Here is a 14,103-nt window from a genome sequence, read left to right on the forward strand (position 1 = left end):
AATCCTGAGCTGCTACTGGTCCAATTTTTTGTCGAGAAGGGTCAGAAAACCTTCAAATTTTTCCCGGTATGATGCGCCGAGGGGAATTTTGGCAGAACCAATAAAAACGTTTCGGTAACTGTAGCTATTGATTTTGGATAGATTCATCAGGTATGATTTGTGAATCCGAAGAAATTGCTGTTTGGGTAGAAGGGTTTCCAGGTGTGAAATGGTCTCGTTCACAACGATCACTTTTTGGTTGCTATACACCTTGCTGTAGGTACCGAATGCCTGTACATAATCGATGGCGTCGTAGTCAAAGCGTTGCATGGCATGCCCGACTTTCAGAAAGACAAAGTCGTCGTCAGCCAGGCTATTCTGATCGACCTGGATGCTTAAAGCCCGATTAACGGCTTTGGTAAAACGGGTGAAGGTAAAGGGTTTCAACAGGTAATCGGCTACGTCCATGTCAAAGCTTTCGACGGCATACTCGGTGTGAGCAGTCGTCACAATTACCGGAGGCACCTTCGGGAAGCTCCGGATTAAATCAAGGCCTGATTGATCTGGGAGGTTAATATCGAGCACAAAAAGATTGAATTCCTGTTGCTGGAGCAGTACGGTGGCTTCCTGGGCCGTGCTGCATACCTGAGGGGGCATAAATAGAGGGATTCTGGAAAAATATTCTTGCAAAATAGCAATGGCAGAATCAGAATCGTCTACAATCAGACATTGACGAGCTTTCATTGAGTGAATGAGTCAGTGAAATTATCTTCTTGGAGTTCCTGTAAATGTATTCAAACAATTTGTTTTGACAAATAATATCCTGCCTAAGAAGCTATTATTCTATTTAAAACGCTATTTGTACAGTTAAATGTTCTGTTCAACATATTACAATGAATTTTGGTAGTTACTCAGAAAATTCATGCTTACTTTTTGTGAGTTTTCTAAACAAAAGTAGGTGTTTATACTCTGTTAGATTCATTTGATAGCGTTTATATCTTCGTTTATGCAGTTATCATGAATAGAAATGACGTATGGCGGGAAAGTTGTTCTTAATAACCACATAAAATCAGTAACATCGCTGCCGCTTACAAGTCTGATGAAATACCTCCCTACAGTCAAACAACTGTAGTTTTATCAATGCTGTCTTAACGGAATGGTCACTAAACAGGAACGGGATATCAATTATGAAGCGTAAATTAAGGGATGAGGAGCTCGTGGGGGCTTATTTAACTACTCGCCGTTCGGATTACTTGGACGATTTGTATAAGCGATATGTACACAAAGTGTATGGCAGCTGCCTGACCTTTACACGGGATCCACTGAAAGCCGAAGATTATACGCACGACATTTTTTTGCAGGTTTTTATCAAAATCGATCAGTTTCAGGGGCGCTCTGCTTTTTCGACCTGGCTGTTTTCGATTTCGCAGAACTACTGCCGGCAACGAATCCGGGTGGCCAACCGGCTGGATGTTGTAAGGATGGATGACGTTGACATAGAAAATTTGCCTGACTCGGAAGGCGGTGAGGCTTCACACGCCATGCTGAACCAGTTGTCGGTTGTGATGGATACAATCGAACCGGATAAACGGGCTTTGCTGCAACTCAAGTACGTTGATAATGTTGATGTAACGGAAATTGCCCGGCAGTATAATATTAACCATAGTGCCGTCAAAATGCGCCTGAAACGTACCCGCGATCAGGTTATTGATGTGTACCAGAAACAGTTCATGATGGATTAATGGGCAGGGTGGTTAATCATCCATCCGGACAATTCTGGGCTGAAATTTTCCGACCACATCAACCAGGTCGCGTTGAAACTGCATAACCTGGTCAATGTCTTTGTACGCCATGGGGGCTTCGTCGAGGCCACCGCCGAGCAGCGTAATGCCGTTCTGATTGAGTACGTCCTGCACCCGCGACCAGGTAAAGCTGTTTTTGGCTGCCGTTCGGGAAAGTTTTCGGCCAGCACCGTGCGAAGCGGAATCGAGCGAACGACTTTCTCCCCGCCCCCGGACAATAAAACCGGGTTGCGCCATCGACCCCGGAATGATGCCCAGAACGCCTTTTCCCGCCGGAGTTGCTCCTTTGCGGTGCACAATCAGTTCCTGGGATTCAGCTCCCGGGCCCGCATGGTGTTCTTTCCAGGCAAAATTATGGTGATTTTCAACCATAGCCAGCGGCTTAACACCCAATGACCGGGCAATTTTTTGGTGAATATGGTGGTGGCAGGCCGAGGCATAATCGCCCGCCAGATTCATTGACAGCCAGTATTCCTGCCCTTCTTCGGAATCCAGCGACAACCAAGCCAGGTGTTTGGCCTCCCGGGGCAGTGGCGTTTTCTCCATCGCAACTTTGGTGAAATGATTGGCAATAGAAGCTCCCAGCCCCCGCGAGCCGGAGTGCGACAGCAACGCCAGGTAGGTGCCAACCGGTACACCGAACTCATTGGTCGGATCGGTTACGTCGGCAATACCGAATTCCACAAAATGATTGCCTGAACCCGATGTCCCGATTTGCCGGACGGCTTTGTCGTGCAACCCGCGCAGCAACGGTATTTGCCGGAATTCCGGGCGCTCCAGCACATCGTCGTCCAGGGGGTTACTGAACTCCCGGCCCGCACCAAAGAGTGTTTCGCGTTGCAGGATATTTTTCAGTCGGTTGGTTTCTCCGGTTAGCATATTTTCCGGTAAATCGTATATACTCAGGCACATCCGGCAGCCAATGTCAACGCCTACACCGTACGGAATTACGGCATTGTGGGCCGCCAGAACACCACCGATCGGCAAACCGTATCCCTGGTGGGCGTCGGGCATCAGCGCACCAGCTACCGTAACCGGCAGGCGCATGGCAATCTCCATCTGATTGATGGCCCCGGCTTCAATATGATCGGCCCCAAAAACCGTATATTCCTTCTGTTCTTCGCTCAGCGGTATTTCATCGGAGGTTGCCGAGCCCGGTTTTTCGACCAACTCGGCGGCAATCGTGCCCAGAGTTTCGTTTTCGAGGTAATCGGATGGCTGCTGCAACACCTTTTTCAGGATTTTGAGCGCTTCCGTCTGTGGGGTATGTTTGAAAAACTGCTGCATCACGCTAATGGCAATGCTGATGACTTTTCCTTCCGGATACCCGATTTTCCGGAGATCCTTACCGGTTAATTTAAGTTTCATGGCTTCGGAGGTGTGGTTTACGGCAATGCTTTCTCAAATTGCTCATAGACATTCCGGTAACGCCGGTGCCGTTCAGCGTCCGGTTCAAATGTTTGGCCGAACCGGACTTGCCGGCTGGCTTCCACTAAGGATGAAACCCGTCCGGTGGCCTTCATGGTTAACAAAATCGCGCCAATGGCCCCGCTTTCGTTGCTTTCGTTGAGCCGAACCGGAACGCCAAAAATATCGGCCATCATCTGGACCCAGAACGCTGACTGGGCAAAACCACCGTTGGCGTGGATAACCCGCGTTGGGCCGGTATGGCGGGACAAGATCCGCTCAATCCGGAGCAAATTGAATAAAACGCCCTCCAGTGCCGCCCGGATAAAATGCGAGCGTCCGTGCTGCCAGTCGACGTTCAGGTACGAACCGCGCACGCCCGCATCCCAGAGTGGAGCGCGCTCGCCCTGCAGGTAAGGCAGAAACAGCAAACCGTCGGAGCCGGGTGCAATGGTGGTGGCTTCTTCCAGCACCGCATCCGTATCAGACTGTATCAATTTTTCCGATACCCATTGCAGCACATTGGCGCCGTTGTTGGTGGGGCCACCCACAACGTAGTAATTTTTGTCGGTGGCATCATCCACATTCAGAATGTAGCTGAACAACCGCCCCCGGTCGTCGCGCAGCGGGTGTTGAATGGTGCGCCGGATGGCCCCGCTGGTCCCGATTGTGATGGTGGTGATGCCCGCTTCGATGGCTCCCGCGCCCAGATTGGCCAGGCAGCCGTCTGACGCGCCAATGTAAAGCGTTGATCCGGTTAATCCCTGGGTAACAGAACCCGGCAAGTCCGCGTCGGCCAGTTTGCCCGCGTGGGTGGTCGGAACGGGTTTTGATAACTGCTCAAGCCGGATACCGGCAAATTCGAGGGCGGGCGCGTACCAGACTTTCTGGTAGCTATCGAACAAACCCGTTGCGGTGGCAATGGAATAGTCGATCTGATACTGGCCGGTTAATTTATGCCAGATGTATTCTTTGATGGAAATCCAGCCGGTGGCCCGGCGCAGCAGCCGCAGGTTGTTTTCGCGAAACCAGGCCAGTTTGCACAGCGGTATCATCGGATGCATCGGGATACCCGTTTGCTGGTAAATCTCTTTGCCCAGGTCGGCCCGCTCGTGCCGGAGCAGGTCAGCCTGCTTTTCTGCCCGGTTGTCGGACCACAGAATGGCGTTTGTGAGCGGTTTTCCGGCATCATCAACGGCCAGGCTGCTGTGCATGGCTGCGCTGAACCCAACGGCTTCAATGGTTGCGTGCTGTGTCTGAACTTCCTGGCAAACCTCCGCCAGCACCTCCACCAGATTTTGCCAAACGTGCTCGGGGTCTTGTTCCGCATACCCGGCCTGCGGGTGGAGTGTGGTGAGCGGAGCCGATGCGTGAGCGATAATTTCGCCGGTTTCGGGTTGGAAGGCAAGCGCTTTGACGTTGGTTGTACCGATATCGACACCGAGGATGCAGTTCATACGATTAGGGGACCTGAATGCTGTGTAATGAAACGGGAAAAGTAATAGGAATAAGCAAATAAAGTAGTTGTCGGTCTGTGATTTTGAAAAACAGCGCGTTTTATGGTAAGTTTGTTGATGTTTTTATCATACAATGTCTTTCCATAGATCAATTTGTTTTTTCTCCTTTTTGTTTTTGGGTGGGTGGTTACTAGCCTGCAACCAACGTTCACAATCGAGCGCGCCGACTGAGCCATCGAATTTAAGCGGACGCGAACTTGCCCAGAAATACTGCAACAATTGCCACGCTGTACCAACACCGGATTTACTGGAAAAACACCTTTGGAAACATAACGTCCTGCCGCAAATGGCGCTTCGGATGGGTTTTTTTGCGGATTCGTTATCGCCCTTTCGGCAGATGAGCGGGCCCGACGAAATTGAGCGGGTCATTCACTCGAATGCGTTTGCCGATGCGCCCATGCTGCACCCCGACGATTGGCAGAAAATTACGGATTATTACGTAGACAATGCGCCCGAGAAGCCGTTGCCCCAAGCGGCCAAACCGTCGCTCTCGTACCAGTTGCCGTTGTTCAAAGTTCGTAAGCCGCAGCAACCGGTTGATAATCTGCTCACACTGCTGCAATATGAACCCCGTAGCCGACGGATTGCGGTGGGGAGCCGGCGCGGGAAGCTGTTGTTCCTCAACCATGACTTGCAACCGGTCGACTCCGCCATCACCTTCAACCCGCCTTCCAGTCTGCGCACCCGGGCCGACGGTAGTCTGGATGTGTTGACGATGGGAACGATGGACCCGAACGACCGGATGGATGGGGAACTGTTGCACATCCGCCGAAATCCGGTGACGCAAAACGCGGAACGGACGGTTTTACTAAATAAACTGCAACGGCCCGTCGAAGCAACGTACGCGGATTTGAACGGCGACGGAAAGGAGGATATTCTGGTGTGCCAGTTTGGCTTTTACCTGGGGCAGTTGAGTTGGTTCGAAAACACCGGAACGACTTACATTGAGCATGTTTTGGACCCTGTGCCGGGGGCCTTGCGAGCCGTCGTGACCGATATGAACAACGATGGCCGGGCCGACATTGTGGTGCTGATGTCGCAGAGTGACGAGCAGGTGGCCATTTTTAACAACGAAGGTGGAGGACGGTTCTGGAAGAAAACGGTATTGCGGTTTCCGCCGGTTTTTGGCTCCATCTACCTGGATGTAGTCGATTTTGACAAGGATGGCGATATGGATTTGCTGTATACAAATGGGGATAATGCCGACTATTCTAACACCCTGAAACGGTACCACGGCATCCGGTTGTTTCGCAACGATGGAAATTTTAAGTTCCGGCAAGTCTGGTTTTACCCGATGTACGGTGCCATGAAAGCGCTGGCCCGTGATTTTGACGGTGACGGCGATCTCGACGTAGCGGCTGTGGCCTTTTTTCCGGATTTCTCCCAAAAACGGCTGGAGAATTTTGTCTACCTGGAAAACCGGGGGAACAATCGTTTTCGGGCTAAATCGTTCCCGGAAGCCGATCAGGGGTCGTGGCTGGTGATGGATGCCGCCGATGTTGACCAGGACGGTGATGACGATATTCTGCTGGGGTCGTTTGCTTTTCGGGTAACACCTACCCCCAAAGAGCTGTTGCAACGCTGGCGGCAATCGAAAGCCGGAGTGATATTGCTGGAAAATCAGACAAAAAAACCGAAATAACAGAAGCCGTAATCCGCAGATGGATTGAAAAGGGCGGGATTGTAAGATCCCGCCCGGTATAGTTTCTACCACGTAATGGTTTTCAGGCGAACCCCTTGCGGATTTTCGGCGCTGGACAGTTTGAGAGCGGTTTTCCCTCCTTCGACCTGATAATTCTTTGTTTCCTGCTTCAGTTCATCCTTGCGGGCGTCGCGGTTGATGTTACTTTTGGGCGCGCAGGAATAAAAACCACGGTAGTTGCCGCTGCTGGGCGTGATAACAAACGTGTGACTGGCTTCATTGACTTTCACCGTTCCTTTAAAAAAGGTGTAGGCTTCGGTTCGGCAATTGTAGCTGGTGGTCGCATTGATGATGTATTCTTCGTACGTGCCGTTGGCGTGAAACTCAAACACCAGCGCCTGTTCGTAGGCGTTGCCGCTGTATTTGCCGTTGTAGTCCCAGAAGTTGGTGGGCGAGAATGTGCCGTATGACCATTTGCCGACCAGTTCCGCCGGGATTTTTCCGGTTGCGGGTGGATTCTTGGTACCACCCGATGGCGTTTCGCCGTCGGTAGGATCAATCACTTCATTACTTCCTTTTTTGCAGGCCACGGAGAGAATCACCAGCGCCAGAAGCGCAAGAAGACGCATTTTCATTGTTGTTCAGTTGTTTTTGTTGTTTATAAGTGCTGCGGATTCGCAGGACACAAAGCAAGGTAAAACCGCAGACGTGGCCAAAACCGTTCTCCCCAATGCACCAGACTGGCGACTGAATTGGTGAAAAGCGTGACTGAGTTGTAGGCGCTGATCAGGATGGACGAGCTCAGGACGCAGCGTAGGGACGATCCGTTCAAAAAAATATCAAATTTTTTCAAAAAAACACTAAGGGTAAAATAGTGCAATTAAGTCTTTAATTCGTTTAAGAGATGATGCGCCAATGGCTACCTTTACCTTATCGTCCCCAAATTCTTCCCCTGACTCCTGGCCTTCGCCATCAGTAAAAGAAGAAAAACCGATGTCGACGCATTACGATTCGGAGCTTTTTCTGCGGACAGCCTTTGAACAGGATCCCCGCAAAGGGTTTGAACTGCTGTTCCGTCAGTATTACACCCCGCTGTGTAGTCATGCGGTACGGTTTGTTTATTCCCGGCAGCTGGCCGAAGATCTGGTGAGTGAAGTATTCTACCAGTTTTACCGTTCGGAAGCATACCGAAAAGTGCGCACCTCGTACATCAGCTATTTGTTTACGGCGGTGCGAAACGAGGCCTACACGCACCTGCGCAAAGAATTTGGGAAAACGGATTCCATCGAATCCGCTACCGAAAATAACCTGCCCGGTACGCAGCCGCAGCCCGATTCGGAAGTGCACTTCAATAACCTCTTTCTCGCCGTCAACGAGGCCATCGAGCAATTACCCAACCAGTGCCGTCGGGTATTTCTGCTGAGTCGGTTCGAAAACAAAAAGTACGACGAGATTGCCGCCGAACTCCAGATTTCGCCCCGAACCGTCGAGGTTCACATCTCCAAGGCGCTGAAGCACCTGCGTCAAACACTCCGCGAAGAATGGGTCATTCTGCTCTGCCTGCTGAATCTTTTTATGTATTGAACTAAGGGGAAAGACGGTTTTCAAAGTCTCCCGTTCAAATTCCACGCAAATGAATCAATCAGTATCAAAACATACCCTGTTCGCCTACCTGGCGGGCCAGGCCAATCCGCTCGAACGGCAATTGGTGGAGGAGTGGCTGAAGAATCCGGCCCACACCGAAACCTTTCATGCCTGGCTGCTCGAATGGGAAATGCGCTCGCTGCAATTCGTACCGGACCAGGAAGCGGCTTTTGAAAAACTGGCGGAACGGCTGGAACAGCCCGAAGCCCCGGTGATGGCCCCGGCTCCGGCCCAAAAACCGTTCTTTCGGCAGTGGAGCTGGAAACCGTACCTGGTGGCGGCAACGGTTTTGATCGCCTTTGGGTTGCTGCTCTTTTCGGTTAAAGAACGAATCTTGTACCAGACCTATCAAACCAATCTGGAACAGGTAAAAACCGTTCGGCTTGAAGATGGAACCGACGTAAAACTGAAAGCGAATTCGGTGCTGATGGTGCCCCGCTTTGGGTTTCGGAATGACATCCGGGAAGTGCTGCTGAAAGGGGAAGCCAGTTTTTCGGTGACCCACAAGCAGAATAACCAGCGGTTTGTGGTCAAAACATCCGACCAGTTTCGGGTGGAGGTACTGGGCACCGAGTTTACGGTTTATGCCCGGAAGCAGAACACCAAAGTGGTTCTGGATCGCGGAAAGATCCGGGTCGACTACAAAACCGCTACCCAACAGAAGCAGCTGATCATGAAGCCCGGCGAAATGCTCATGCTGACTCAGAAAGGCAATGTTCAGCTGCGGAAACTGGCTCCCGTCAAAGCCCTGGCGGCCCGCGAAGGGCATCTCTTTTCGTTCCGGGGTACGTCGCTGTGGGAAGCCTGCTACCTGATTGGTGAACACTTTGGCAAGAAAGTGGAAATCGCCGATGACTCACTGGCGAACCGCACCATCTCCGGCGACTTCCACGCCCAAACGGCCGACGAGCTGCTGGAGCTTCTGACCGAAACCTACGTCCTCCGCATCGACTCGACCGGAAATTCTCTCCTCTTGAAAAATTATTGATTCGATCCTTTTACCATTGAATTACATGAAGAAAGCGCTTTACCAACTAAGTTTTCTGGCCGTTTTTTTGACGGGTTACCCCGTCACCGTTTTTAGTCAGACGCTCGCGGCGGCCCTGGCTATGCAGCGACCGGAGGGCCGCCCCGTGCAGGTGCAACTGAAGAATATCCTGCTGGATTTACAGCGCTATTACCAGGTCGAGATTGTTTTCGAAGACCGGATTATGAGTGGCAAGAGTGTTGCCACCAATGCACTGGATCTGAATGTATCGCTGGAAAAAAACCTCTTTAATCTGCTGCGTAATACCGGGTTGCGGGTTCGCAAGATTCGGAAAGGAACGTACGTCATTACCGAATCCCCGCGCGAGAAAGCGACGGTGATTAGCCGCGAAATCGAAGCAATAGAACTTCCTACGGCTCCGGTGTCACCCGATGAACGCTCAGGAGGAACTATGCCGGAACGAACGACTGCCCATCAGCCCGAAACCGTTGATCTGAGTATCAGCGGAACCGTTACTGACGAATCCGGGGCGGGTTTACCGGGCGTGAGCGTGGTACTGAAAGGAACCACGCGGGGCACGACAAGCGACGGTAAAGGAGCGTACCAGTTGAATGTGCCCGACGCCAGTGCGGTGCTGGTCTTCAGCTTTGTGGGTTACCTCCCGCAGGAAGTAACCGTCGGAAACCGTACCATCGTCGGGGTGAAGCTCGAAGCCGATACGAAATCACTCTCGGAAGTAGTGGTGGTGGGCTACGGAACGCAGAAAAAAGTGAACCTGACCGGGGCCGTTTCGTCCATTTCCAGCGAAGATCTCGTTCGCCGACCCGTTGGGCAGACATCCGCAGCCTTGCAGGGGATGATGCCGGGCGTGACGGTCACGCAGCGTTCGGGCCGACCGGGGGGCGATGGCGGTTCGATCCGGATCCGGGGCGTCGGTACAACCGGTAATTCTGACCCGCTGGTGTTGATTGACAATATTGAAGGGTCGATGAACAGCATTGATCCCAACCTGATCGAGTCGGTTTCAGTCCTGAAAGATGCGGCTTCGGCGTCCATCTATGGGTCGCGGGCAGCCAACGGCGTAATTCTGATCACGACCAAGCGCGCGAAGGCCAACCGGATTTCGGTCAATTACAACAACTACATTGGCTGGCAAACACCTACCAACCTGCCCAAAATGGTCAATGCCATCGACCATATGTTGCTGACCAACGAAGCCTACATAAACGTGGGCCGGTCGCCCCTGTATTCCGACGACCTGATTCAGAAATACCGCACGGAAGGCCCGGCCAACCGTGATCTGTATCCGGATACCGACTGGCAAAAAGAAGTGCTGACCGGATCGGGCTTGCAGCAGAGCCACTTTTTCAGTATCAACGGCGGTAGCGAAAAAATACGGTTTCTGACCTCCGCCGGGTATCTGGATCAAAAAGGAGTGATTGAAAATTCGAGTTTTCGGCGGTACACCCTGCGAAACAACACGGACATTCAGCTTTCGAACAAATTAAGCGCCCGCGCCGATTTACAAATTGTGGCCGCGACCACCCTCGAACCCGGACGGAGCTCCGAAGAGGTATTTCACTGGATGAACCGGATACCGGCTAACCAGATCGGTATCAACTCGAACGGAACTTGGGGCGACGGCTGGAATGGCGACAACCCGATTGCCATGTCGCGCGATGGCGGTACCCGGAAGAACAACAGTCCGTACGTGATGTTGAACGCAGCACTGGTTTATAAACCCGTTGAATCACTGACGGCCGAAATCGCCTATTCGCCCAAATATGCTCTTTCCATTAATAAGAACTTCAACAAGGCCATTCAGGCTTACAAGCCTGATGGGTCTTTGAGCTTTCTGGCCCCCGCCAGAAGTAGTCTGACAGAAACGACCGACCGCTCGCTGTATACCACCCTGCGCGCAACGCTGACGTTCGATAAAGCATACGGCGATCATGGCGTGAAAGTACTGGGCGGTTTCTCGCGCGAAGACTTCCGGAACGACAACGTGACGGGCTACCGCGAAGGCTTTCTGTTGCCGGATTATCAGGTATTAAACGCCGGAGCGTCGGACCTTCAGCGGGCGTCGGGCGGGGCGTCGGAATGGGCGTTGCAGTCGGCGTTTGGCCGCATCAATTACGATTACAAACAGAAATACCTGCTCGAAGCCAATGCCCGCTACGACGGTTCTTCGCGCTTTGCTACAGGACGTAAGTACGGTTTTTTTCCTTCGGTATCGGCGGGCTGGCGGATTTCGCAGGAAGCGTTCATGTTACCACTCTCTAACACCATCAATGAGTTGAAACTTCGCGCGTCGTGGGGGCAGCTCGGTAACCAGCTCATCGGTAACTATCCGTTTATGTCGTCGCTCCAATTCGGACCGTACTCGCTGGGCGGGCAGATTGTCAATGTGGTGGCGCTGAATACCTTGGCTAACTCCGAAATTTCGTGGGAAAAAACGGAGATGACCGACATCGGGCTGGATATGACCCTATTATCCAACCTGTCGATTACGGCGGATTACTACTACAAACGCACCAGTGATATTCTGTTGACGCTGGATATTCCGGCGATTATTGGGCTGGGGGCACCTTCCCAGAATGCCGGGATCGTGGATAACAAGGGTTGGGAATTTGGCATCAACTACAAAGGGGTGGTTCGCGATTTTCGCTACGACATTGGGTTCAATATCTCGGATGTAAAAAACAAGATCATTGATCTGCGGGGCGTCAACACCGTCGGCCTGACGGCCAACCGTGAAGGCTACCCGATTGGCTCGCTGTTTGGGTTGCAGGCGGAAGGCTTGTTCCAAACCGTTGACGAAGTGGCCGCCCACGCCCAGCAATTCGGGGTGATCAAACCCGGCGATATCAAATACAAAGATCAGAACGGCGACGGCATTATCAATGGCGATGACAATGTGGTGCTGGGAAGCACGATTCCCCGGTTTACGTACGGTAGCACGCTGAACGGTTATTACAAAGGCTTTAGCCTGAACATTGTCCTTCAGGGTGTTGGCAAAACCGATGGGCTGCTGAACGAACAGGGGATCATGCCGTTTTTCCTCGGAGGAACGGTTCAGGAACAGCACAAAGACCACTGGACGCCCGAAACTCCCAACGCAACCTTCCCCCGGTTGGCATTCAGTGAAGCCAACAACGAAAAGAACTCCAGCTTCTGGATGCGGAATGCGGCCTACCTGCGCCTGAAAAACATTCAGATTGGCTACAACCTCCCCATGACACTGACCAAAAAGGCCGGCATCAATTCGGTACGGGTGTTTGCCAACGGCCAGAACCTCCTGACCTGGGACAAATTCTGGGACGGCTACGATGTAGAATCACCGGTGGGAACCGGGCGCATCTACCCGCAGGTGAAAATGGTCAGTGTTGGACTCGATGTTAATTTTTAGGCAAGCGCCGACATTTCCTTTACTTTCTTGACAGAATCATACGAATGAAAAAGATATATAGCTGGTTTCTGTGCGCTGGGCTGATGTTGGGTACAACAGCCTGCCAAGATTACCTCGAACGTTTTCCGCTGGAAGGGCCCGCCGACAAGTCATACTTTGCCAATGCCAGTGAGCTGGAGCTGGCCGTCAACGGCTGTTACAAAGGCATGAACTTCCATCCGAGCGATAATATGCCCACCCAGTTGCTGCTCGACGACTGCTCTGATCTGGGCTGGGACCGAAACAACAGTACGCTGCAACAGATTGGGAAAGGCAGCCACGACAGTAACAACGGTTTTGTAAAGTCCGTCTGGGACAACTCGTACAAAATCATCGGTCGCTGCAATTTTATTCTGGACAACATCCACAAGCTGGACGGTAAGATGGATGCTGCGCTGCAAGCCCGCCACCGGGCCGAAGCCCGGTTTGTTCGCGCTTACATGTACCATTACCTGATTGAGTTGTACGGGGGCGTGCCGCTGGTGACGAAAATGCTGGCCTTGTCGGAAGCGCAGATTCCCCGCAGCACCAAGGAGGAGTGCGTGACGTTCATTCTGAGCGAACTGGACGAAGCCGCGAAGGATTTGCCGGTGAGCTACGACGCCCGCAATGTGGGCCGGGCCACCAAAGCGGCCGCCCTCGCCACCAAGGCCCGAACGGCATTATACAACGAAAAATGGGATAGTGCGGCTGCGGCTGCTAAAGCCGTGATGGACCTGAACCACCATAAACTACACCCGCATTATGGAGAGCTGTTTTCGTACAAGGGGCAGAATTCAAACGAAATCATCTTTGCCTTGCAGTACCTGAAAACCAGCACGGTGGTGCATAGCACCCCGCAAAACTTTCTGTCGCGGAACGCCCAGGGGGCTTCCAACAAGGTGCCGGGCCAGAACCTGATTGATGCCTACGAGTGTACGGACGGTTTGACCATCGACAAATCACCCCTCTACAGCCCGAAAGATCCGTTCAAAAACCGCGATCCCCGGCTGGATTTTACGGTGGCTGTTCCAGGTTCCAATTACTTTAATTTCAAGTTCGAAACCCACAAGGATAGCGTCAAGACGGTCAATTACACAACCAATACCCGCGTTGATAACCAGGATGCCATTCACGCGTTTGCGACGTACACGGGTTATTGCTGGCGGAAATACACCGACCTGACCGACAAAGACGACCGCAACAACTCGGAACTGAACATTATCCTGATCCGGTACGCCGAGGTGCTGCTCACCTACGCCGAAGCAAAAATCGAAGCCAACCAGATCGATCAGTCGGTATACGATGCCATCAATGCGGTGCGGCAGCGGCCTACGGTGAATATGCCCGCCATCAAAACCGGCCAGACGCAAGCCGAACTTCGGTCGATTATTCGCCGGGAACGCAAGTATGAATTGACCAATGAAGGCTTTCGATTAATGGACATCCGGCGCTGGAAACTGGCCGACAAACTCCTGAACGGTAATTTCCTGGGCCGGATTCCCAATGGATTGCTGGCCACCGCCCCTGTTATCGACGCCAATGGAACACCCGATTACAGCAACGTTCCGAACAAGGCCGGGATGCGCGTGGTTGAAGTCCGCATCTTTAAATCCAACCGGGATTACCTGTGGCCCATTCCGTACATCGAAACCGTGACGAATAAGGCAATTGTGCAGAATCCCGGTTATTAAAAA

General features: G+C 52.3%; 10 protein-coding genes. 6 read left to right on the forward strand and 4 right to left on the reverse strand.

Annotated features, from left to right (window positions below; genetic code table 11):
- Nucleotides 1-12 precede the first annotated feature (12 nt).
- Nucleotides 13-723 (reverse strand): LytR/AlgR family response regulator transcription factor, encoded by a 711-nt coding sequence (locus ACYVH9_RS05070; RefSeq protein ID WP_460635211.1) that lies wholly within the window; start codon nucleotides 721-723, stop codon nucleotides 13-15.
- 443 nt (nucleotides 724-1,166) lie between these two features.
- Here ACYVH9_RS05070 and ACYVH9_RS05075 point away from each other — a divergent pair, with 443 nt between their 5' ends.
- The gene (locus ACYVH9_RS05075) at nucleotides 1,167-1,721 is read left to right on the forward strand and encodes an RNA polymerase sigma factor (protein WP_460635212.1); all 555 of its coding nucleotides are present in this window, start codon (nucleotides 1,167-1,169) and stop codon (nucleotides 1,719-1,721) included.
- Nucleotides 1,722-1,733: 12 nt separating this feature from the next.
- Here the strand turns inward: ACYVH9_RS05075 and ACYVH9_RS05080 are convergent, their stop codons facing one another.
- Together ACYVH9_RS05080 and ACYVH9_RS05085 are read right to left on the reverse strand one after the other, a co-directional pair.
- Nucleotides 1,734-3,149, reverse strand: a complete 1,416-nt coding sequence (locus ACYVH9_RS05080) for an RtcB family protein (RefSeq protein ID WP_460635213.1) — start codon at nucleotides 3,147-3,149, stop codon at nucleotides 1,734-1,736.
- Nucleotides 3,150-3,166: 17 nt separating this feature from the next.
- Nucleotides 3,167-4,645, reverse strand: a complete 1,479-nt coding sequence (locus ACYVH9_RS05085; RefSeq protein WP_460635214.1) for a gluconokinase — start codon at nucleotides 4,643-4,645, stop codon at nucleotides 3,167-3,169.
- Nucleotides 4,646-4,991: 346 nt separating this feature from the next.
- On the opposite strand from ACYVH9_RS05085, the gene ACYVH9_RS05090 reads away from it, so the two are divergent.
- A complete protein-coding gene (locus tag ACYVH9_RS05090) occupies nucleotides 4,992-6,347 on the forward strand; it encodes an FG-GAP repeat domain-containing protein (RefSeq protein WP_460635215.1) in 1,356 nt (451 codons plus the stop codon).
- A gap of 65 nt (nucleotides 6,348-6,412) precedes the next feature.
- Here the strand turns inward: ACYVH9_RS05090 and ACYVH9_RS05095 are convergent, their stop codons facing one another.
- Nucleotides 6,413-6,982 carry a hypothetical protein gene (locus ACYVH9_RS05095; RefSeq protein ID WP_460635216.1) on the reverse strand — a complete coding sequence of 190 codons (570 nt, stop codon included), beginning with the start codon at nucleotides 6,980-6,982 and terminating at the stop codon, nucleotides 6,413-6,415.
- Between the two features lie 358 nt (nucleotides 6,983-7,340).
- On the opposite strand from ACYVH9_RS05095, the gene ACYVH9_RS05100 reads away from it, so the two are divergent.
- From ACYVH9_RS05100 to ACYVH9_RS05115, 4 genes are read left to right on the forward strand one after another with little or no spacing between them, the layout of a single operon-like run.
- On the forward strand, nucleotides 7,341-7,931 hold the full coding sequence (locus ACYVH9_RS05100; protein ID WP_460635217.1) for an RNA polymerase sigma-70 factor: 591 nt from the start codon (nucleotides 7,341-7,343) through the stop codon (nucleotides 7,929-7,931).
- 49 nt (nucleotides 7,932-7,980) lie between these two features.
- Nucleotides 7,981-8,979, forward strand: a complete 999-nt coding sequence (locus ACYVH9_RS05105; protein ID WP_460635218.1) for a FecR family protein — start codon at nucleotides 7,981-7,983, stop codon at nucleotides 8,977-8,979.
- Between the two features lie 25 nt (nucleotides 8,980-9,004).
- Nucleotides 9,005-12,388 carry a SusC/RagA family TonB-linked outer membrane protein gene (locus ACYVH9_RS05110; RefSeq protein ID WP_460635219.1) on the forward strand — a complete coding sequence of 1,128 codons (3,384 nt, stop codon included), beginning with the start codon at nucleotides 9,005-9,007 and terminating at the stop codon, nucleotides 12,386-12,388.
- Nucleotides 12,389-12,432: 44 nt separating this feature from the next.
- Nucleotides 12,433-14,100 (forward strand): RagB/SusD family nutrient uptake outer membrane protein, encoded by a 1,668-nt coding sequence (locus ACYVH9_RS05115; RefSeq protein ID WP_460635220.1) that lies wholly within the window; start codon nucleotides 12,433-12,435, stop codon nucleotides 14,098-14,100.
- Nucleotides 14,101-14,103 lie beyond the last annotated feature (3 nt).

Source organism: Larkinella harenae (assembly GCF_054780515.1).

What these genes read in the sequence shown, in the direction of transcription:
- ACYVH9_RS05090 (WP_460635215.1), top strand. Translation starts at nt 4,992, where the DNA reads ATGGCGCTTCGGATGGGTTTTTTTGCGGATTCGTTATCGCCCTTTCGG.
- ACYVH9_RS05110 (WP_460635219.1), top strand. Translation starts at nt 9,005, where the DNA reads ATGAAGAAAGCGCTTTACCAACTAAGTTTTCTGGCCGTTTTTTTGACG.
- ACYVH9_RS05115 (WP_460635220.1), top strand. Translation starts at nt 12,433, where the DNA reads ATGAAAAAGATATATAGCTGGTTTCTGTGCGCTGGGCTGATGTTGGGT.
- ACYVH9_RS05105 (WP_460635218.1), top strand. Translation starts at nt 7,981, where the DNA reads ATGAATCAATCAGTATCAAAACATACCCTGTTCGCCTACCTGGCGGGC.
- ACYVH9_RS05080 (WP_460635213.1), bottom strand. Translation starts at nt 3,149, where the DNA reads ATGAAACTTAAATTAACCGGTAAGGATCTCCGGAAAATCGGGTATCCG.
- ACYVH9_RS05075 (WP_460635212.1), top strand. Translation starts at nt 1,167, where the DNA reads ATGAAGCGTAAATTAAGGGATGAGGAGCTCGTGGGGGCTTATTTAACT.
- ACYVH9_RS05100 (WP_460635217.1), top strand. Translation starts at nt 7,341, where the DNA reads ATGTCGACGCATTACGATTCGGAGCTTTTTCTGCGGACAGCCTTTGAA.
- ACYVH9_RS05085 (WP_460635214.1), bottom strand. Translation starts at nt 4,645, where the DNA reads ATGAACTGCATCCTCGGTGTCGATATCGGTACAACCAACGTCAAAGCG.
- ACYVH9_RS05070 (WP_460635211.1), bottom strand. Translation starts at nt 723, where the DNA reads ATGAAAGCTCGTCAATGTCTGATTGTAGACGATTCTGATTCTGCCATT.
- ACYVH9_RS05095 (WP_460635216.1), bottom strand. Translation starts at nt 6,982, where the DNA reads ATGAAAATGCGTCTTCTTGCGCTTCTGGCGCTGGTGATTCTCTCCGTG.